This is a genomic window from Streptomyces sp. NPDC031100, from assembly GCF_055570785.1.
Map to the genome: position 1 here is coordinate 497,329 of NZ_JBVIGN010000001.1, position 19,040 is coordinate 516,368.

Genomic DNA, 19,040 nt, shown 5'->3' on the forward strand with positions numbered 1-19,040 from the left:
ATGGCGGTTTCCGTAACCCTTCCGGCGCTCGGTGAGAGCGTCACCGAGGGCACTGTCACCCGCTGGCTGAAGGCCGAGGGCGAGCGCGTCGAGGCCGACGAGCCGCTGCTCGAGGTGTCGACCGACAAGGTCGACACCGAGATCCCCTCCCCCGCCGCCGGCGTGCTGGCCTCCATCAAGGTCGCCGAGGACGAGACCGTCGAGGTCGGCGCCGAGCTGGCCGTGATCGACGACGGCACGGGCGCGCCCGCTGCCGCCCCGGCCCCCGCCGCTGCCGAGGCTCCGGCCCCGGCCGCTCCGGTGGCTGAGGCCCCGGCCCCCGAGGCCCCGGCCGCCGCTCCGGCCGCCCCCGCCGCCGCCCCGGCCGGTGGCGCCGAGGGCACCGACGTGGTCCTGCCCGCGCTCGGTGAGTCCGTCACCGAGGGCACCGTCACCCGCTGGCTGAAGTCGGTCGGCGACTCCGTCGAGGCCGACGAGCCGCTGCTCGAGGTCTCCACGGACAAGGTCGACACCGAGATCCCGGCGCCCACCTCCGGTGTGCTGCTCGAGATCGTGGTCGGCGAGGACGAGACCGCCGAGGTCGGCGCCAAGCTCGCCGTCATCGGCGCCCCCGGTGCCGCCCCGGCCGCCGCTCCGGCCCCGGCCGCCCCGGCTCCGGCGCCCGCCGCCGCTGCCCCGGCCGCCCCCGCGGCTCCGGCTGCCCCGGCCCCGGCTCCCGCCGCTCCGGCCCCGGCGCCCGCCGCCGCTGCCCCGGCCGCCCCCGCGGCTCCGGCCCCCGCGCCGGCCGCTCCGGCCCCGGTCACCCCGGCCCCTGCCGCCCCCGCCGCCGCCCAGGCGACCGACGAGGGCGCGTACGTCACCCCGCTGGTGCGCAAGCTCGCCGCCGAGAACGGCGTCGACCTGGCCACCGTCAAGGGCACCGGCGTCGGCGGCCGTATCCGCAAGCAGGACGTCATCGCCGCCGCCGAGGCCGCGAAGGCCGCCGCCGCCGCTCCGGCCCCGGCCGCCGCCGCCCCGGCCGCCGCCAGGAAGGCCCCGGCGCTGGAGGTCTCCCCGCTGCGCGGCCAGACCGTCAAGATGCCCCGCATCCGCAAGGTCATCGGCGACAACATGGTCAAGGCGCTGCACGAGCAGGCCCAGCTGTCGTCGGTCGTCGAGGTCGACGTCACGCGCCTGATGAAGCTGCGCGCCAAGGCGAAGGACTCCTTCGCGGCCCGCGAGGGCGTCAAGCTCTCCCCGATGCCGTTCTTCGTCAAGGCCGCCGCCCAGGCGCTGAAGGCCCACCCGGTCATCAACGCCCGGATCAACGAGGCCGAGGGCACGATCACCTACTTCGACACCGAGAACATCGGTATCGCGGTGGACTCGGAGAAGGGCCTGATGACCCCGGTCATCAAGGGCGCCGGCGACCTCAACATCGCCGGTATCGCCAAGGCCACGGCCGACCTGGCGGGCAAGGTCCGCGCCAACAAGATCACCCCGGACGAGCTGTCCGGCGCGACCTTCACCATCAGCAACACCGGCTCGCGCGGCGCACTGTTCGACACGATCATCGTGCCGCCGAACCAGGTCGCGATCCTCGGCATCGGTGCCACGGTCAAGCGTCCGGCCGTCATCGAGACCGAGGAGGGCACGGTCATCGGCGTCCGCGACATGACCTACCTGACCCTCTCCTACGACCACCGCCTGGTCGACGGTGCCGACGCGGCCCGTTACCTGAAGGCGGTCAAGGCCATCCTGGAGGCGGGCGAGTTCGAGGTCGAGCTGGGCCTGTAAGCCACTTGGGCTTTCGCCTGTACGGCGCCCCGTCCGGAGCTTCTCCGGGCGGGGCGTCCGTGTTTGTCGGCACACGTTGCGTGTAAGCCTCGTCTCACCTGCGCAAAAGCACCCCCACGCGCCCTACCCGCAGAGCGAACCCGCCGTATTGTCTAAACGTCAGCCCTCCCGAAGGAGCCCCCATGACCGCGCCCGTCGTCCACTCGCTGCGCGAACAGATCCGCGAGCACATCGTGGAGGGAATCGTCAGCGGGCGCTGGCAGCCGGGTGAGCGCATCGTGGAGCGCCGGATCGCCACCGAGCTGGAGGTCAGCCAGACCCCGGTCCGCGAGGCCCTGCGCGAGCTGGAGTCCCTCCGCCTGATCGAGTCCGCACCGAACAAGGGCGTCCGCGTACGGAACCTGACGGCCGCCGACCTGGAGGAGAGCTACCCGGTCCGAGCCGGCCTGGAGGCCATCGCGGCCGAGCTGGCGGCAGACCGCCTCGCCGAGGACTGCTCGGCCCTGGAGCCGCACGTCCTGGCCCTGTACGAGGCCGACCGCAAGGCGGACGGCACGGCCCAGGTCCGCCACACGGTCGGCTTCCACCGCGAGCTGGTCCGCGCCGCGAACAACTCGGTGCTGCTGCACACCTGGGAAGGGCTCGGCATCGAGGTCTTCACGGCCCTGTCCATCCGCTGGCTGGGCACGGTCCAGCAGTCGTACGCGGAGGAGCACGAGGAGCTGGTGCAGGCGTTCAAGCGCCGGGATCCGAGGATCGCGGAGCTGGTGAAGGCCCACGTGCTCGGCTGCGCACCGCGGGCTTGATTCAGTAGAGCGCGCCCCCGCTCATACGCCGCCCCACCTGCGAAAACAAGGCGATTCGACGTCACCCGGTGCCATCACCGAAGGCACCCGGTGCCTACTTTCTCGTAATCGAGAAGTTTTACCCCTCAAGGCTTTGATCGATCATCGATCAGGGAGTTACAGTCGCCGACGGACACGCGACGGAGTCGCAAATCGACACCGCCACCGAAGTCCGTCTGCCCTGTCCTGCCAAAGACCAAGGGCACCCCCGAACCCTTACCGATGAGGGAACCCCCTTCGACTGAGGAAGGCGGCGACATGACCGACCCCAACGCCATCCAGCCGAGCGCGCTCGACCAGCTCCCTGACCGCGACCCCGAGGAGACCGCCGAATGGCAGGCCTCCCTGGACGCCGTCGCGAGGGAGGCCGGGCCGCACCGCGCCGCATACCTGATGCGGCGCACGCTGGAGCGCGCCGAGGCGGGCGGCATCGCGCTGCCGAAGCTCCTCGAGACCGACTACGTCAACACCATCCCCACCGCCGCCGAGCCGGGTGTTCCCGGTGACGAGGCGATGGAGGCCCGGATCACCGCGTGGAACCGCTGGAACGCGGCCGCCATGGTGACCCGCGGCTCGAAGTACGGCGTCGGCGGCCACATCGCCACCTTCGCCTCCGCGGCCTGGCTCTACGAGACCGGCTTCAACCACTTCTTCAAGGGCAAGGAATCCCAGGAGGCCGCCGGCTCCGGCGACCAGCTGTACATCCAGGGCCACGCCTCCCCGGGTATCTACGCCCGCGCCTTCCTCGACGGCCGCCTGAACGAGGCGCACCTCGACAACTTCCGCCAGGAGTCCGGCGGCAACGGCCTGCCGTCGTACCCGCACCCGCGCCGCCTGCCCTGGCTGTGGGAGTTCCCCACCGTCTCCATGGGCCTCGGCCCGCTCTCCGCGATCTACCAGGCGCGCTTCAACCGCTACCTCACCAACCGCGGCATCAAGGACGTCTCCGCCTCGCACGTGTGGGCGTTCCTCGGCGACGGCGAGATGGACGAGCCGGAGTCCACGGCGGCCCTCGCGCTCGCCGCCCGTGAGGAGCTGGACAACCTCACCTTCGTCATCAACTGCAACCTGCAGCGCCTCGACGGCCCGGTCCGCGCCAACTTCAAGATCGTGCAGGAGCTGGAGGCCCAGTTCCGCGGCGCCGGCTGGAACGTCGTCAAGACGCTGTGGGGCTCGGCCTGGGACGAGCTGTTCCAGCTCGACACCACCGGCGCGCTCGTACGCCGCCTGCGCGAGGTACCGGACGCCCAGGTGCAGACGTACCAGACCCGGGGCGCCGCCTACATCCGCGAGGACTTCTTCGGCAAGGACCCGGCGCTCGTCGAGATGGCGAAGCTGCTGAGCGACGACAAGATCCTCGAGGTCTTCCACCTCTCCCGCGGCGGCCACGAGGCCCGCAAGGTCTACGCCGCGTACAAGGCCGCCGTCGAGCACAAGGGCGCGCCGACCGTGATCCTGGCCCAGACGGTCAAGGGCTTCACCCTCGGCGAGGGCTTCGCGTCGAAGAACGCCAACCACCAGATGAAGAAGCTCTCGGTGGACGAGTTCAAGGCGATGCGCGACCTGCTCGACCTGCCGATCAAGGACAGCGACTTCGTCGACGGCGTGGTGCCCTACGGCCACCCGGGCGCCGACTCCCCCGAGGTCCGCTACCTCCAGGAGCGCCGCGCGGCCCTCGGCGGCCCGGCCCCGGCCCGCCGTACGCACGCGCTGGCCCCGCTGCCCGCCCCCGCCGAGAAGGCCTTCGCCTCCTTCGACAAGGGCTCCGGCTCGCAGAACGTGGCGACGACGATGGCCTTCGTCCGCCTCGTCAAGGACCTGGTCCGCGACAAGGAGACCGGCAAGCGCTGGGTGCCGATCGTCCCGGACGAGGCGCGCACCTTCGGTATGGAGTCGCTGTTCCCGTCCCTCGGGATCTACTCCCCCAAGGGCCAGACGTACGAGCCGGTCGACCGCGACCAGCTGATGTACTACAAGGAGGCCAAGAACGGCCAGATCCTCAACGAGGGGATCACCGAGGCCGGTTCGATGGCCGACTTCATCGCCGCGTCCACCGCGTACGCCACGCACGGCGAGGCGATGATCCCCTTCTACATCTTCTACTCGATGTTCGGCTGGCAGCGCACGGCCGACCAGATGTGGCAGCTCGGCGACCAGCTCGGCCGCGGCTTCCTCGTCGGCGCGACGGCGGGCCGTACGACGCTGACGGGTGAGGGCCTGCAGCACGCCGACGGCCACTCCCCGGTGATCGCGGCGACGAACCCGGCGGCGCTGACGTACGACCCGGCCTTCGCCTACGAGGTCGCGGTGATCGTCCGTGAGGGTCTGCGCCGGATGTACGGCGAGGCCAAGCCGGGCGAGGACCAGAACGTCTTCTACTACCTGACGGTCTACAACGAGCCGCTGCCGCAGCCGGCCAAGCCGGCCGGGCTCGGCATCGACGAGGGCATCGTCAAGGGTCTGTACCGCTTCAACACGGCGGAGTCCGCGGGTGTGACCGCCCCGGCCAACGCCCCGCGCATCCAGCTGCTCGGCTCCGGTACGGCGATCCACTGGGCCCTTCAGGCGCAGCAGCTGCTCGCCGAGGAGTGGGGCGTGGCCGCCGACGTGTGGTCCGCGACCTCCTGGTCGGAGCTGCGCCGTGACGCGATGGAGGCCGACGCGGCCCTGCTGCGCGGCGAGGAGCGCGTGCCGTACGTCCGCCAGGCCCTGCAGGGCGCCGAGGGCCCGGTGCTCGCGGTCTCCGACTACATGCGCCAGGTCCCGGACCAGATCGCGCAGTGGGTCGAGCAGGACTGGTCCTCGCTGGGCGCCGACGGCTTCGGTCTGTCGGACACCCGTGAGGCCGCCCGCCGCCACTTCGGCGTCGACGCCCAGTCGATCGTCGTCGCGGCCCTGGCCCAGCTCGCCAAGCGCGGCGAGGTCAAGGCCACGGCGGTGAAGGAAGCGCGCGAGAAGTACGGGCTGTAAGAGCCGACCGATGAGGCCCCCCGCTGCGGCGGGGGGCCTCGTTGCATGATGGCCGTATGCGCGCTGCCCGGCTCATCAAGATGGTGCTGCTCCTGCAGTCCCGCTCCGCCATGACGGCCGCCGAACTCGCGCGCGAGCTGGAGGTGTCGGAGCGGACGGTCACGCGGGACGCGCAGGCGCTGTCGGAGGCGGGAGTGCCGGTGTACGCCGACCGGGGGCGGGCCGGCGGGTACCGGCTGATCGGCGGATACCGCACGCGGCTGACGGGGCTGGCGCGGAGCGAGGCCGAGGCCCTGTTCCTGAGCGGGGTGCCGGGGGCGCTCAGGGAGATGGGTCTGGAGGACATCGCCTCCGCCGCCCGGCTGAAGGTCTCCGCCGCGCTGCTGCCCTCCCTGCGGGACGCCCCGGACAGCGCCGCCCAGCGGTTCCATCTGGACGCACCCGCCTGGTTCCGGGAGCCGGAGACACCCGCGCTGCTGCCCGCGATCGCCGAGGCGGTGTGGGACGACCGGCGGATCGGGGCCGTCTACCGGCGCCCGGGCGCGGAGCCGGAGGGGCGCGCCGATGATGCTGCGACCGTGGTCGAGCGGGAGCTGGAGCCGTACGGGCTCGTGCTGAAGGCGGGCGTCTGGTACCTGTGCGCGCGGGTGGCCGACGGCGGTGCCTTCCGGACGTACCGGATCGACCGGTTCGACGCCGTCGAGGCCCGTGAGGAGCGCTTCGGCCGTGACCCGGACTTCGACCTGCCGGGCCACTGGGCCGAGCAGGCCGAGGGGTTCGCCCGGTCGATCCTGCGCGCCGAGGTCGTCGTACGGCTGTCCCCGGAGGGCGTGCGCAGGCTGCCGTACGCCGTCGACCCGCTCTCCGCGCGCGAGGCGCTGGCCGGCGCGGGCGAGCCGGATGCCGGGGGGTGGGTGACGGTGACCGTGCCGGTGGAGTCGGAGGAGGTCGCGCACACGCAGCTGACGGCGCTGGGGCCGGAGGCCGAGGTGCTGGCGCCGGCGGGTCTGCGCGAGCGGTTCGCGGCGGACGCGGCCCGGCTCGCCGCGCGGTACGGGCACGGGAACGTCTGATAACGATCCGCCGCACTCCACGTGCGCCCCACCGGCTCAGGCCCGATGCTGGACCCGTGATGGAAGAGTCGGAGTTCTGGGAGCTGATCGACGCCACCCGCGAGGCCGCCGAGGGCGACCCCGAGGAGCAGGCCGACCTGCTGGTGGAGCGCCTGCTCCAGCTGGACCCGGAGACGGTCCTGGACTTCGCCCGTCATTTCGAGTCCCGCTACAACCGCGCCTACCACTGGGACCTGTGGGGCGCCGCCTGGGTGCTGCTGGACGGGGCGAGCGACGACGCCTTCGACTACTTCCGGTGCTGGCTCATCGGCCAGGGCCGGGAGGTCTTCGAGGGCGCCCTGCACGCCCCGGACTCCCTGGCCGAACTGCTCGAGGACTTCGACGAGGAGATCGACGGCGACGGCGAGGAGCTGGGGTACGCGGCGGACGAGGCGTACGAGCAGCTCACGGGGACCGTCGCCCCGGACCTCGGGATCGCGCCGGCGCCCGCCGAACCCGAGGGCACTCCGATCGACTTCGAGAACGAGGCGGTCCTCACCGAGCTTTATCCCAAACTTTCGGCGCGTTTCAAGGGCTGATTCCGGCGCGCAACTCGACCGAAAACGATCCATCGGGCCCGCGAGCGACCTTTTCCCTGTCTGAGCTGCGGATTCACCGGCTCCCCCGGTATCTCCCGTCCCACTGGACACACCGTCAGAAACCATGCGCCAGCGCGCGTTCCCCGTCAATCCTGCGCCCGAGGTAGGCTGAGGCATCCCTCAGGGCAGCCAGGTAGCAGGCCGCCCCTGGCAGAGTGCCACCGGCAGGCTGCCAGGTGGCAACTGCCAGGTGGCAGCTCGAAGTCACCCTCGACAAAGAATCGGGACCGCGAGGAGATGACATCGAAAGATCCGGCTCTGGAACGGCGCAGGGTGCGTCTCGCCCTGCGCACCTACCGCAATGACGCGCAGATCAGCCAGCCCGAGGTGGCCGAGCGCCTGTCCTGGTCACCGTCGAAGGTCATCCGCATCGAGGGCGGCTCGGTCGGGGTGTCCGTGACCGATCTGCGCGCCCTCCTCGATCTGTACGGCGTCACCGACGAGACGATCCGCCGCGACCTGGAGCAGGCCACCCGGGAGAGCCGGCGGCCGCCCTGGTGGAGCGGGTTCCGGGACGTGGTGAGCCCGCAGTTCGCCGTGTACCTCGGCCTGGAGAGCGCGGCGGGCGAACTGTCCGCCTACGACCCGACGCTCGTCCCCGGCCTGCTGCAGACCGAGGGCTACACCCGCGCGCTGCTGGCGGACGGCAGCCGGCCGGCCGAGAAGACCGACGCGATCGTGCGGCTGCGCGCCGAACGGCAGCGCAGGCTGCTGGAGGAGGCGACCGGTCCGCGGCTGCGGTTCCTCGTCGACGAGGCGGCGCTGCGCCGCTGGATCGGCGGACCGGCCACCATGCGCGAGCAGTTGGAGCGGCTGAGGTCCGTCGCTCGTGTCCCGCACGTCGAGCTGAGCGTCATGCCCTTCAAGCAGGGCGCGCACCCGGTGCTGCGCAACGGCTCGATCGCGCTGACGTTCCGCGAGGGCGACGACGCCCTGTTCGTGGAGGGCCCGAACGGCGCGCTGACGACCCGCGACGACCAGGAGGCCGTCGTCGAGTACCTGGCGAGGTTCGAGGAGTCCCGCGGGAAGGCCGTGTCCGGTGACGAGGCGATCGACTTCATCGACGAGGTGCTGGCCCAGTACCCCTAGCAGGTTCCACCGCACTGGAGACAGTCGGGCAGAGATCGGAGAGGGCCCGTGGCGGGTGTCTTCACCTGGATACGGCGATGGCAGGCGGGCAAGGGTGCCGGCCCCGGCGCAGCCGCGCCGGAATCCGCCTCGCCGCCGGCAGCGGGGACGGCTTCCGAGGAGCCGGATCCCGAGCCCGAGCCGGCCGGTGGGGAGATACCGGGCAGGGGCGGCAACGACATCGCCTCCCCGCGGGACGTCCTCCCGGACAAGAACACCACGGTCAACGACCTGGTGCTCTATTTCATGCACTCGGTCCTCGGCTCGACCCGGGCCCTGTTGCGGTTTCTCGCGGTGCTCGTCGTCGTCGGCATGCTGTGGGCCCGGCCGCACATCCCCGTTGGCATACACGCCCTGAGCCACAAGATCGCCCCGGGTTCCTATCCGTCCCTGGACGCCGTGAGGCTGAGCGCATGGCTGCTCGGTGGCGTCGGCGCGCTCGTCATCGGCGTCCGCCGAATACGCGCCCGGCGGAGGAGGCACCCCCAGGACCCGCCTACTCCGGCGCCCGGAACCGTCCGTCCCCCTGAGCCCGAGCGGCCAGCTGCGGGAAGCGACGAGCTGCAGCCGTAGCCCCCCGGTCGAGGAGCACCCCGGTGACGGCCGCCGTCACCGCACCTGACACCCCCCACACCCACGGCCGCAGTTCTGGCGTCACCGCCAGCGACAGCAGAACGCCCACCAGCGTGGCCGTACCCCCGGAGAGGACGAAGCCGACGACGAGGAGGACGGCCAGCAGCAGGAGTGATCTGCCCCGCGGCCGGTCCGCGTCTCCGACGGGAAGCGACGTCTTGGCGGATTCCCCCATCTCGCCCCCAGGCAGCTGAATCGGACCATGGTGGTGATGCGGATGTCGTCTCACTGCTGGGTCCAATCGAACCACAGCCACCCCCCGTGCCTGTTCTCGCCCCGTTCCCATGGCCGGAACTCGTCGCCCCTCATGCCGGCCCTTCCAGGGTTCTACCGCATAACGCGCGCAGGAATTCCCCCCAGGCCGGAGCCTCGAAGGCGATGACATGCCCGTCCGGACGATGCGATGCACGCACGTGAACTCCCCCGTCGTCCTTCCGGGCGACTTCCACGCACTCGTACGGGTCGCATGCACTGCTTTTGCGCCAGTCGAGTGCGAGCAGGTCACCGTCGCCCACCCCTGACTCCCTCTCACCCCACGGTCGACGACCGTACGGTCCGAGGCTGCTCCACGCCTGGAAACCCCCGTATTTCCCGCATTTCCCGCTTTCGCCGGTGCGCACGCACCGTACCGCACGCGCGCGGAGCCCCGCAGGATGACGGCGGGAGTGGCCAGTGCGCGGCACAACCCGACCGCCGGTCACTCACTCCTGCCTCACTTTTGCCCTAAAAGGCTAGGCTCTCCAAAGCGCTGCGCCAAGTTGCAAACAAGCCCCGATTGCCTTGTCACACAAGGGACTTGACGGGGATCTCAGGGGGTGCGGTGAGCCGGCTGGGGCGTTTCCGTGCGCGCGGGAGCAGAGGTCGTACGGCCCTGCAGGCGGGCCGCGGTCCGCCGGATCTCCGGGAGCCTGGCGGTCAGAGCGGCGCCGGGGCAGCTGGTCATGAAGCCCTCGTTGTGGCCGGCGACGGCGGGCAGGGTGGCGGTGCTGCCCGTCTTGTAGCGGCTGAGGCCGTTGCTGGAGACCAGACGGGAGCGGGAGCGCGGGTCGATGTCGGCGAGGCCGAGTTTCCAGGCGGTGAGGGCGGCGATCGCGTCGGTCATGGCCCGCGGGACGGGGACGCCGGCGGTGAAGGTGCCGAGGGCGGCGATGCCGGCGGTGCGGTGGTTGAAGCCCTGGGTGTGGGCACCGGTGACGGGCCGGTCGGCGCCTCCGGCGCGGCCCTCGTAGATGGTGCCGCAGCGGTCGACGAGGAAGTTGTAGCCGATGTCGTCCCAGGCGCGGGGGCCCGTCTGGCCCGCGTACAGGTCGCGGATGATGCGGGGCGCGTCGGTGCAGGCGTAGCGGTTGGTCGAGTCGGTGTGGTGGACGAAGACGGCGACCACCTTGTCGTCGTAGCGCGGGGGCGGCTGGGTGTGCCGGGCGGCGACGGCGCGATCCAGCCAGACGGAGCGGGGCACGATGCGCGGCCGGGCGGCCTGGTGGGCCGACCGGGGCAGGCCCGCGCCGGGCTGGGCGAGGCGCGCGGACACGGGGCGCTCGGCGCCGCGGGCGCACAGGACCAGCGCGAGGACGGCGGCCAGGCCGGGCAGACACCCCAGCAGCACCAGCAGGGTGCCGGGGATGCGTACGGCCCACCGCTGCCGCGCTCCCCGCGATCTTCGGAAGACACGCTTGAAGGCAGGCATAGGGCCACTCTCGGACCGCGGCATCCGGCTCGCGATGTGTGCTGTGCCACCCGGTGGAACCATCGTCCTGGTGGCTGACGTTTCTGGGGATATACGCACACGTGGCCGGTTCGCCGTCCGGTGGCCGTCCACGCGCACGCGTGACTGATCATCGGGCCCGTCCCGCCCGTACTAGGGGGTCCGAGAGAAAGGCGGCTCCGTGGACCTGCTCGACCTGGTGCTTGTGCTGGTGATCGTCGTCTACGCGGCGGCCGGTTACCGGCGCGGGCTGGTGGCCGGTTGCGTGTCCCTGGCCGGTTTCGTGGGCGGCGCGCTCGTCGGCGTGTGGGCGCTGCCCTGGGTGACGGGTCTGGCGGTGCGCGGGTCTGCCGCGGCGACCGTGCTGGCGGTGCTGACGGTGCTGGTGCCGGGCATGGTGGGGCACGAGCTGGCGGGCCGGCTGGCGCTGCGGCTGCGGCGGGAGCTGGACCGGGAGGGCCGGGGTCCGCTGCGGGTGGCGGACGGCATAGGGGGTGCGGCGGCCAACGCGGTCGCCGTGCTGATCGTGGCCTGGGTCGCGGCGAGCGTGCTGGGCGCGTCCTCGTCACAGACGCTGACGACGGCGATACGGAACTCGGCGCTGCTGGGCGCGGTCCAGCAGACGATGCCGGACACGACCCCGGTGTGGTTCTCGCGGGCCACGTCCGCGCTGACCGAGGCGGGGTTCCCCCAGGTCTTCAACCCGTTCGAGAACGAGTCGACGGCCCGGGTGCCCAGGCCCACGGGCGACAGCGTGACGCCCGCCGCGACCGACGCGGCCAAGCGGAGCACGGTGAAGATCGAGGGCGCCGCCGGCACCGAGGGCCGCGAGGGCAGCGGTTTCGTGTACGCGCCGCGGCATGTGATGACGAACGCCCACGTGGTGGCGGGCATCGACCGGCCGAGCGTGCGCCTGGGCGGGGTCGGGCAGTCGTACGGGGCCCGGGTGGTGCTCTTCGACCCCGACCGGGACGTGGCGGTGCTGTACGTGCCGCAGCTGCACGCGCCGGTGCTGCGGTTCGACAAGACCGCCGCGCGCGGCGACTCGGCGGTGGTCGCGGGCTATCCCCAGGACGGGAACCTGAACCTGCAGGCGGCGACGGTGGCGGGGCGGGTGCGGGCGACCGGCCAGAACATCTACAACAACCACACGGTCACCCGGGAGATCTACTCGATCCGCTCGACGGTCCGGCCGGGCAACTCCGGCGGCCCGCTGCTGACCACCGAAGGCCGGGTGTTCGGCATGGTCTTCGCCCGCTCCACCTCGGACACCGAGACGGGGTACGTGCTGACGGCGGACGAGGTGGCGGGCGACGCCGGCCGGGCCGCCTCGGCGACGACGCCGGTGGACACGGGGCAGCTGGTCGAGTCGTGAGGCGTGCGGTCCAGGGGCTCAGAGGGTGCGCCCCATGAGCACGTCGTCGACGTACGGACGCGGCGGTGGACGGCCACCTTGGACGCGACGGTGAAGGATGGGGCCATGGAACGTTCGCGAATCGCAGTGGCCGGTGCGTCCGGTCTCATCGGCAGCGCCCTGGTGCGGTCCCTGACCGCGGACGGGCACGAGGTGGTGCGTCTGGTGCGCCGTGCGCCCCGGGACGGGAGCGAGGTCCGCTGGGACCCCGAGCGGCAGCAGGTGGACGCGGCCGGGCTGGTCGGCTGCGACGCGGTGGTCAATCTCGCGGGGGCGGGGATCGGCGACCGGCGCTGGACGCCGGAGTACAAGCGGCTGATCCGGGACAGCCGGGTGCTCGGCACGGCGGCGCTGGCTCAGGCGGTGGCCGCGCTGGACACCCCGCCACGGGTCTTCGTGAACGGCAGCGCGATCGGCATCTACGGCGACACGGGCGACCGGGCGGTGGACGAGGACACGCCGCCCGGGGACGGGTTCCTGCCGTCGCTGTGCGTGGAGTGGGAGGAGGCGGCGGCGCCGGCGCAGGAGGCGGGCGTGCGGACGGTGTTCGTGCGCACGGGGCTGGTGGTCGCGCGCGGCGGCGGGGCCTGGGGGCGGCTGTTCCCGCTGTTCAAGGCGGGGCTCGGGGGGCGCATGGGCGACGGACGGCAGTACTGGTCGTACATCGCGCTGCACGACGAGGTCGCCGCGATCCGGTATCTCATCGACCACGCGTCGCTGTCCGGGCCGTTCAACCTGACCGCGCCCCAGCCGCTGACGAACCGTGAGGTCACGGAGGCGATGGGGAGGGTGCTGCACCGGCCGACGCTGTTCTCCGTGCCGGCGCCGGTGCTGCGGGCGGTGCTGGGCGAGATGGCCGGGGAGGTGCTGGGCAGCCAGCGGGTGGTGCCGAAGCGGCTGCTGGAGTCGGGGTTCACGTTTGCGTTCCCCGGCATCGAGGACGCGATCCGCGCGGCCTGACCTGACATCAGGAAGCTCTGACATGACGTCAGGAAGCTCCTGAGATCTCCTGCGACCTCTTGTGACCGTATGCGACCGTCGTGCGACCGTGCTCTGTCCATGCGCGACTGTTCCTGACCGATCACGGCCCTAACCTCGAGCCGAACTCGGGTATCCCTGGAGCCTGTTGGGGGCATGACGTCTCCACCGGCCGCGCAACCACAGGAGGGGCCTCGTGCTTGAGCCCGCGAACCAGGTGGACGTCGTCATCGTGGGAGCCGGAATCGCCGGACTCTCGGCGGCCCATCGGCTCACCAGCGCAGGAGTAACCACCACAGTCCTGGAGGCCGCCCCTTACGTGGGCGGCCGTATGTCGACCGAGAAGGTCGACGGCTTCCGGCTCGACCGCATCGGACAGCTGCTGTCCACGTCCTATCCCGAACTCCGCCGCACCCCGGGGCTCGGCTCGCTCGCCCTGCGCCGCCTCGCACCCGGTGTGCTGCTGCACCGCGACGGACACATGCACCGCGCGGGCGCTCCGGCGGCCGGAGGGAGCGCAAGGGGCGCACTCCATGTGGTGCGCGCCCTGGCGAGCGCCCCAAGGGGCCCGTCGGCCGCGCCTGGCCGGTCCGGTGCGCCCGTGGGCGGCGCGGTCGACCAGGCGCGCCTCGGCACCGCCCTCGGCCGGATCGCGGCCACTCCCGTGGAACGCCTGCTGTCCCGGCCCGAACTGCCCGCCGCGCAGGCTCTCGCGGCCCGTGGGGTGCCGGCGCGGACGATCGAGGGCTTTCTGCGTCCGCTGCTCGCCGCGCTGCTGTGCGATCCGGAGCTGACCACGTCCAGCCGGTGCGCCGACCTGGCGCTGCACTCCTTCGCGAGCGGCCGGCTGTGCGTGCCGGAGGGCGGCGCGGAGGTGCTGCCGGAGCTGCTGGCCGGGGCGCTGCCGCCCGGCACCGTGCGCACCGGGGTGCGGGTCACCTCCGTGTCCACGACCTCGGTGAGCACGGCCGAGCACGGTGAGATCCGCTGCCGTGCGGTGCTGCTGGCGACCGACGCGCGGGCCGCGGCGGAGCTGCTGCCGGGCCTCAGGGTGCCGGACTTCCACCCGGTGACGGTCGTTCACCACACCACGGACGACCCGGCGGCGGCCTTCACGACGGGCACGTCACTGCTGCTGGACGCCGACCGCGGCGGACCGGTCGCGCACACGGCGGTGCTCAGCACCATCGACCCGAGCCGTGCACCGGCGGGCCGCGTGCTGATCTCCTCGACCGTGCTGGGCACCCCGCCCGACGCGATCGACACCGCCGTCCGCATCCACCTCTCGCGGCTCTACGGCACCTCGACGCGCCGCTGGGAGACGCTCGCCGTGCACCACACCCCAGAGGCGGTACCGGCCATGCGCCCCCCGCACGACCTGCGCCGCCCGGTACGCCTCCTGGCCGGCCTCTACGTCTGCGGCGACCACCGCGACACCAGCACCGTCCAGGGCGCCCTGCACTCGGCCCACCGCGCCGCCGCGGCGATCCTGGCGGACCTGGGTGCGGCGGGCTCGATGCACACGGCCGACCCGGCGCCGACCCTGCCGCGAGCGGCGTAGGGCCTGTTGCGAAAGTCCCGCCTGCCCGGCAACGCCCGGCACGTACTCTCGCCGCACCGGGCACAGACCCGAGTACGTCCAGTACGAGGGCCTGCACCCGGCACGCCGAGAGCACGCACCGACGGCGACATCAGCCGCTTCCGCGGCGGGCGCCGGGCCCGCCCTTCGGGCGGACGACGGGACTTTCGCAACAGGCCCTAGACGGACAGTCCGGCACCGCCGGCCGGCGGTGCCGGACCCCGCTCAGCTCAGGGCGGCGATCTTGTCCCGGTACCCCCTCACCGGTGCCGCGTCCTTGTACGGCTCCAGACGCCGCTCGAAGTCCTTGACGTACTCGAGCGCGCGAGCGGAGCGCATCTCCGCCGCCTGGCCGGCTGCCTCCGCGGCCAGCGTGCAGGCCTGGTCGAGTTCGCCGAGGCCGAGCCGGGCGGTGGCGAGGACGACCCGGCAGAACAGGCGACTGCGGGCGAAGGAGGGGGCGCGCAGCTGGAGGGAGCGCTCCGCGTGCTGGGCTGCGGCGCGGAACTGCTGCAGATCGCGGTGGCAGTGCCCGAACTCGTCGGCGAGCTGCGCCTCGTCGAAGAACCGCGCCCAGTACGGCACGTCGTCCCCGGGCCGGGCCGCCTCCAGGGCGCGTTCGGCCCGCACGAGCGCCCCGGTGCACGACCGCACCTCCCCGAGGACCCCGTGCGCGCGGGCCTCGGAGGCGTGCAGCAGCGCCTGCACGACCGGCGGTGCGCCGGTTCCGACCCCCTGCTGCGCCACCCGCGCGAGCTGCACCGCCTCCCTGCCGTGCCCGAGGTAGACGGCCTGGCGGCTCATGGTGACCAGCACGTAGGAGCCGTAGGCCCGGTCGCCGGCCGCCTGGGCGAGGCGCAGGGCCTGCACGAAGTAGCGCTGGGCAAGTCCGTGCGCGGCGATGTCGTACGACGTCCAGCCCGCGAGCCGGGTGAGGTCGGCGGCCGCGGCGAACAGACGGCGCCCGGTCTGCTCGTCGTAGGTGCCGCGCAGCATCGGCTCGCACTCGTGCTCCAGGTAGCGCACGAGGGCCTGCCGGGCGTGGCCGCCGCCGTAGGCGTCGTCGAGGGTGCGGAACAGCTCGCCGACCGAGCGCAGTGCGGCGATGTCACCGCCGGTGACCCGGTGACCGGGCGCGCGGGCGGCGTGTCCGCGCGTCCGGGGCGGGGCCGCCGCGGCGTCCGGCCGGTCCTTGGCGGGGCCGGGGCGGCCCTGGGCGGGCACCCGGGGCGGCGACTCGCGGGCCACCTTGTCGTCGGGCTTGCCGATCAGCCAGTCCCGGCTGGGCACGACGAGCCCCGCCGGGGTGAAGGCGATCTTGCGCAGCTCGATGTGGCTGCCGGAGTCCTTGCGCCACAGCCCGCTGACGATGTCGACGGCCTCCTCGGGGGTGCCCGCGAACTCCAGCCCGGCGTACACCGGCGCGCAGGCGTCCAGGCCGAGGTCCTGGGCGGTGAGCCGGCGCCCGAGCCGGCGCGTGAAGACCTCGGCGATCAGGGCGGGCGTCGTGCCCCGGGGCTGCTGGCCGCGCAGCCAGCGGGTGACCGATGTCTTGTCGTATCTGAGGTCCAGCCCGTGCTCCAGACCGAGCTGGTCGACGCGACGGGCCAGACCCGCGTTGGAGAACCCCGCTTCTGCGATGAGCGCGGCGAGCTGGCGGTTGGGGGTGCGCTGCGCGGGTCGGTCCGTCATCTGCGGTGCGATCTCCTGCCTTCCGGTGCCTTCGGTGCTCCTGAAGTGCCCGGATTGCCTGTGAGCAGCCCTTATGGCCTCGTGGACGGCGCGAATGTAGCGGAGAGTGAGTAGCCGATCACAGGCTTCACGGCACATTCATCCGATCGTGTGAGGATTGCCCCCAGGGCTGACGTGTGCCGGTCGGACGTACAGTGGCGTGGGCGCGTTACAGGCCTGACACACCGGTTCGCTGAGGGAGGCGCTTGCCGTGAGTGAGTTGCGGTTCGTCCGCATGGGGTTCGGTGCGGATGCCGTCGAGTACCAGGAGGCGTGGGACGAGCAGCGCCGGGTGCACGCGTCCCGGTTCGCCGACGAGGTCCCCGACACCGTGATCCTCCTGGAACACCCCCCGGTGTACACGGCGGGCCGCCGTACCGCGGACAGCGAGCGTCCGCTGGACGGCACCCCGGTCATCGACGTGGACCGCGGCGGCAAGATCACCTGGCACGGCCCCGGCCAGCTGGTGGGCTACCCGATCCAGAAGCTGCCCCGCCCGGTGGACGTCGTCGCCCACGTACGCCGCCTCGAGGAGGCGCTCATCCGCACCTGCGCCGAGTTCGGCCTGGAGACCACCCGGGTCGAGGGCCGCAGCGGCGTGTGGGTGCTCGGCGACCCGGTCGAGCAGCGGCCGGCGCTCGGCGGGCTCTCCCTCGACTTCGACCCGCGGCTGAACGACGAGGAGTTCGACCCGCGGCTCAACGGCCCGGAGTACGCCCCCTCCAACGCCGGCCAGCGCCGCGAGGACCGCAAGATCGCCGCGATCGGCATCCGCGTCGCCAAGGGCGTCACGATGCACGGCTTCGCGCTCAACGTGAACCCGGACAACAAGTGGTTCGACCGGATCATCCCGTGCGGCATCCGCGACGCAGGCGTGGCCTCTCTCGCGAACGAGCTGGGCCGGGACATCACCATCGGCGAGGTCCTGCCGGTGGCCGAGCGGCACCTGAGGGACGTACTGGAGAACGCGGAGCTGAAGCCGCGGGTGATCGAGAAGGCATCCGCCTGATCGAGGGAATGCGCCCTGCGGCCGCGAGGTTGGCCTCACCAGTAGGGCTCAGTTAACACGGGCGTACGCTGGGGTGCGCCGAAGAATCGAAGACTACGCAAAGCAAACAGCAGGGAGCCGGTCGTGTCCGCAGTCGCACCCGACGGACGCAAGATGCTGCGCCTGGAGGTCCGCAACAGCCAGACCCCCATCGAGCGCAAGCCCGAGTGGATCAAGACCCGGGCGAAAATGGGTCCCGAGTACTCGAAGATGCAGAACCTCGTGAAGAGCGAGGGCCTGCACACGGTCTGCCAGGAAGCGGGCTGTCCGAACATCTACGAGTGCTGGGAGGACCGCGAGGCGACCTTCCTCATCGGCGGCGACCAGTGCACCCGGCGCTGCGACTTCTGCCAGATCGACACCGGCAAGCCCGAGGCCCTGGACCGCGACGAGCCGCGCCGCGTCGGCGAGTCCGTGGTCACGATGGACCTGAACTACGCCACCATCACCGGCGTCGCCCGCGACGACCTGGAGGACGGCGGCGCCTGGCTGTACGCCGAGACGGTCCGCCAGATCCACCAGCAGACGGCGGAGCGCGCGGGCGGCCGGACGAAGGTGGAGCTGCTGGCTCCGGACTTCAACGCGGTCCCCGAGCAGCTCGCCGAGGTCTTCGCCTCCCGCCCCGAGGTCTTCGCGCACAACGTCGAGACCGTGCCGCGGATCTTCAAGCGCATCCGCCCCGGCTTCCGCTACGAGCGCTCCCTGAAGGTCATCACCGAGGCCCGCGACTACGGCCTGGTCACCAAGTCCAACCTGATCCTCGGCATGGGCGAGACCCGCGAGGAGGTCAGCGAGGCGCTCAAGCAGCTGCACGACGCGGGCTGCGAGCTGGTCACCATCACCCAGTATCTGCGCCCCTCCGTGCGCCACCACCCGGTGGAGCGCTGGGTCAAGCCGCACGAGTTCGTGGAGCTGAAGGAGGAGGCCGAGCAGATCGGCTTCTCCGGCGTGATGTCCGGCCCGCTGGTCCGCTCCTCGTACCGCGCCGGGCGCCTGTACCAGATGGCCGTCGAACAGCGTCAGTCAGCTGCTCCGCAGCAGGGCGGCTCCTCCATCGCGGCCCAGGCTGTGTGAATTCACGCACAAGCAATTACTGGCCAGTAATGGCCGACTTGACGCGGTCCTGACCGTCCTCGCTGATGAGGGCGACCGTCAGGGCCGCGTCGGTGTTTCGGTGCTCTGTATCAAGGCTTCATAGGTGTTTGACCGGTCGGTCACGCCCTGGTAACACCAATCAGTGACTCTGGTATCACGCCTCGTACAGCACCCGTCCCGAGGGGGGACCTCGATCATGCAGGCCGCGCCCGTTCGCGCCACCGCCATCCCGTCCTTCACCGACGCGCTCCGCGCCGTCGAGTCCCTGCTCATGAGCGGCGGCCAGCGCACGGCCCGCCGCAACGCCTGGACCTCCGTGCTCGAGGACCGCCGCCGCGCCAAGGACCGGGTCGAGGCGCAGCGCGTACTCGAACAGGCCGCCACCCGCTCCTGAACCCCTCCCGCACCGGGCACTGCCGTCGTGGGC

Annotated in this window: 16 protein-coding genes; 13 read left to right on the forward strand and 3 right to left on the reverse strand. The window is 72.1% G+C overall.

Annotation, left to right across the window (positions count from 1 at the left end):
* From sucB to ACZ5DS_RS02310, 7 genes are all read left to right on the forward strand, one after another.
* A complete protein-coding gene (gene sucB, locus ACZ5DS_RS02280) occupies positions 1 to 1,776 on the forward strand; it encodes a 2-oxoglutarate dehydrogenase, E2 component, dihydrolipoamide succinyltransferase (protein WP_468233096.1) in 1,776 nt (591 codons plus the stop codon).
* Between the two features lie 182 nt (positions 1,777 to 1,958).
* Positions 1,959 to 2,582: a GntR family transcriptional regulator gene (locus ACZ5DS_RS02285; RefSeq protein ID WP_468233097.1), complete on the forward strand. Its 624-nt coding sequence runs from the start codon at positions 1,959 to 1,961 to the stop codon at positions 2,580 to 2,582.
* A gap of 297 nt (positions 2,583 to 2,879) precedes the next feature.
* Positions 2,880 to 5,591 carry a pyruvate dehydrogenase (acetyl-transferring), homodimeric type gene (aceE, locus tag ACZ5DS_RS02290; RefSeq protein WP_468233098.1) on the forward strand — a complete coding sequence of 904 codons (2,712 nt, stop codon included), beginning with the start codon at positions 2,880 to 2,882 and terminating at the stop codon, positions 5,589 to 5,591.
* A 56-nt stretch (positions 5,592 to 5,647) separates the two neighbouring features.
* Entirely contained in the window at positions 5,648 to 6,664 is a 1,017-nt protein-coding gene (locus tag ACZ5DS_RS02295) for a helix-turn-helix transcriptional regulator (RefSeq protein WP_468233100.1), read from the forward strand.
* A gap of 59 nt (positions 6,665 to 6,723) precedes the next feature.
* Positions 6,724 to 7,242 (forward strand): DUF4240 domain-containing protein, encoded by a 519-nt coding sequence (locus ACZ5DS_RS02300; protein WP_468233863.1) that lies wholly within the window; start codon positions 6,724 to 6,726, stop codon positions 7,240 to 7,242.
* Positions 7,243 to 7,539: 297 nt separating this feature from the next.
* A complete protein-coding gene (locus tag ACZ5DS_RS02305; RefSeq protein ID WP_468233102.1) occupies positions 7,540 to 8,391 on the forward strand; it encodes a helix-turn-helix domain-containing protein in 852 nt (283 codons plus the stop codon).
* Positions 8,392 to 8,439: 48 nt separating this feature from the next.
* Positions 8,440 to 9,003, forward strand: a complete 564-nt coding sequence (locus ACZ5DS_RS02310) for a hypothetical protein (protein ID WP_468233104.1) — start codon at positions 8,440 to 8,442, stop codon at positions 9,001 to 9,003.
* A gap of 365 nt (positions 9,004 to 9,368) precedes the next feature.
* Here ACZ5DS_RS02310 and ACZ5DS_RS02315 read toward each other — a convergent pair whose 3' ends face one another.
* Both ACZ5DS_RS02315 and ACZ5DS_RS02320 read right to left on the reverse strand, forming a co-directional pair.
* Positions 9,369 to 9,764: a DUF397 domain-containing protein gene (locus ACZ5DS_RS02315; protein WP_468233105.1), complete on the reverse strand. Its 396-nt coding sequence runs from the start codon at positions 9,762 to 9,764 to the stop codon at positions 9,369 to 9,371.
* Between the two features lie 107 nt (positions 9,765 to 9,871).
* The gene (locus ACZ5DS_RS02320; RefSeq protein WP_468233107.1) at positions 9,872 to 10,750 is read right to left on the reverse strand and encodes a peptidoglycan recognition protein family protein; all 879 of its coding nucleotides are present in this window, start codon (positions 10,748 to 10,750) and stop codon (positions 9,872 to 9,874) included.
* 199 nt (positions 10,751 to 10,949) lie between these two features.
* On the opposite strand from ACZ5DS_RS02320, the gene ACZ5DS_RS02325 reads away from it, so the two are divergent.
* The 3 genes from ACZ5DS_RS02325 (at position 10,950) to ACZ5DS_RS02335 (ending at position 14,721) form a co-directional block, all read left to right on the forward strand.
* Positions 10,950 to 12,143, forward strand: a complete 1,194-nt coding sequence (locus ACZ5DS_RS02325) for a MarP family serine protease (protein ID WP_468233109.1) — start codon at positions 10,950 to 10,952, stop codon at positions 12,141 to 12,143.
* A gap of 105 nt (positions 12,144 to 12,248) precedes the next feature.
* Complete coding sequence (locus ACZ5DS_RS02330; protein WP_468233110.1) at positions 12,249 to 13,142, forward strand: TIGR01777 family oxidoreductase; 894 nt, start codon at positions 12,249 to 12,251, stop codon at positions 13,140 to 13,142.
* A gap of 214 nt (positions 13,143 to 13,356) precedes the next feature.
* Complete coding sequence (locus tag ACZ5DS_RS02335) at positions 13,357 to 14,721, forward strand: NAD(P)/FAD-dependent oxidoreductase (RefSeq protein WP_468233111.1); 1,365 nt, start codon at positions 13,357 to 13,359, stop codon at positions 14,719 to 14,721.
* Between the two features lie 243 nt (positions 14,722 to 14,964).
* Here the strand turns inward: ACZ5DS_RS02335 and ACZ5DS_RS02340 are convergent, their stop codons facing one another.
* Entirely contained in the window at positions 14,965 to 16,431 is a 1,467-nt protein-coding gene (locus tag ACZ5DS_RS02340; protein ID WP_468233113.1) for a regulator, read from the reverse strand.
* Between the two features lie 250 nt (positions 16,432 to 16,681).
* Here ACZ5DS_RS02340 and lipB point away from each other — a divergent pair, with 250 nt between their 5' ends.
* From lipB to ACZ5DS_RS02355, 3 genes are all read left to right on the forward strand, one after another.
* Positions 16,682 to 17,479 carry a lipoyl(octanoyl) transferase LipB gene (gene lipB, locus ACZ5DS_RS02345; protein WP_468233115.1) on the forward strand — a complete coding sequence of 266 codons (798 nt, stop codon included), beginning with the start codon at positions 16,682 to 16,684 and terminating at the stop codon, positions 17,477 to 17,479.
* 123 nt (positions 17,480 to 17,602) lie between these two features.
* On the forward strand, positions 17,603 to 18,592 hold the full coding sequence (lipA, locus tag ACZ5DS_RS02350; protein ID WP_468233116.1) for a lipoyl synthase: 990 nt from the start codon (positions 17,603 to 17,605) through the stop codon (positions 18,590 to 18,592).
* Between the two features lie 217 nt (positions 18,593 to 18,809).
* A complete protein-coding gene (locus tag ACZ5DS_RS02355; protein ID WP_386574392.1) occupies positions 18,810 to 19,007 on the forward strand; it encodes an SCO2195 family GlnR-regulated protein in 198 nt (65 codons plus the stop codon).
* Positions 19,008 to 19,040 lie beyond the last annotated feature (33 nt).

Bases quoted from the DNA above. Each gene is read 5' to 3' on its own strand.
- ACZ5DS_RS02305 (WP_468233102.1), top strand. From the start codon at position 7,540: ATGACATCGAAAGATCCGGCTCTGGAACGGCGCAGGGTGCGTCTCGCC.
- ACZ5DS_RS02355 (WP_386574392.1), top strand. From the start codon at position 18,810: ATGCAGGCCGCGCCCGTTCGCGCCACCGCCATCCCGTCCTTCACCGAC.
- ACZ5DS_RS02340 (WP_468233113.1), bottom strand. From the start codon at position 16,431: ATGACGGACCGACCCGCGCAGCGCACCCCCAACCGCCAGCTCGCCGCG.
- ACZ5DS_RS02320 (WP_468233107.1), bottom strand. From the start codon at position 10,750: ATGCCTGCCTTCAAGCGTGTCTTCCGAAGATCGCGGGGAGCGCGGCAG.
- aceE (WP_468233098.1), top strand. From the start codon at position 2,880: ATGACCGACCCCAACGCCATCCAGCCGAGCGCGCTCGACCAGCTCCCT.
- ACZ5DS_RS02300 (WP_468233863.1), top strand. From the start codon at position 6,724: ATGGAAGAGTCGGAGTTCTGGGAGCTGATCGACGCCACCCGCGAGGCC.
- ACZ5DS_RS02330 (WP_468233110.1), top strand. From the start codon at position 12,249: ATGGAACGTTCGCGAATCGCAGTGGCCGGTGCGTCCGGTCTCATCGGC.
- ACZ5DS_RS02285 (WP_468233097.1), top strand. From the start codon at position 1,959: ATGACCGCGCCCGTCGTCCACTCGCTGCGCGAACAGATCCGCGAGCAC.
- ACZ5DS_RS02295 (WP_468233100.1), top strand. From the start codon at position 5,648: ATGCGCGCTGCCCGGCTCATCAAGATGGTGCTGCTCCTGCAGTCCCGC.
- sucB (WP_468233096.1), top strand. From the start codon at position 1: ATGGCGGTTTCCGTAACCCTTCCGGCGCTCGGTGAGAGCGTCACCGAG.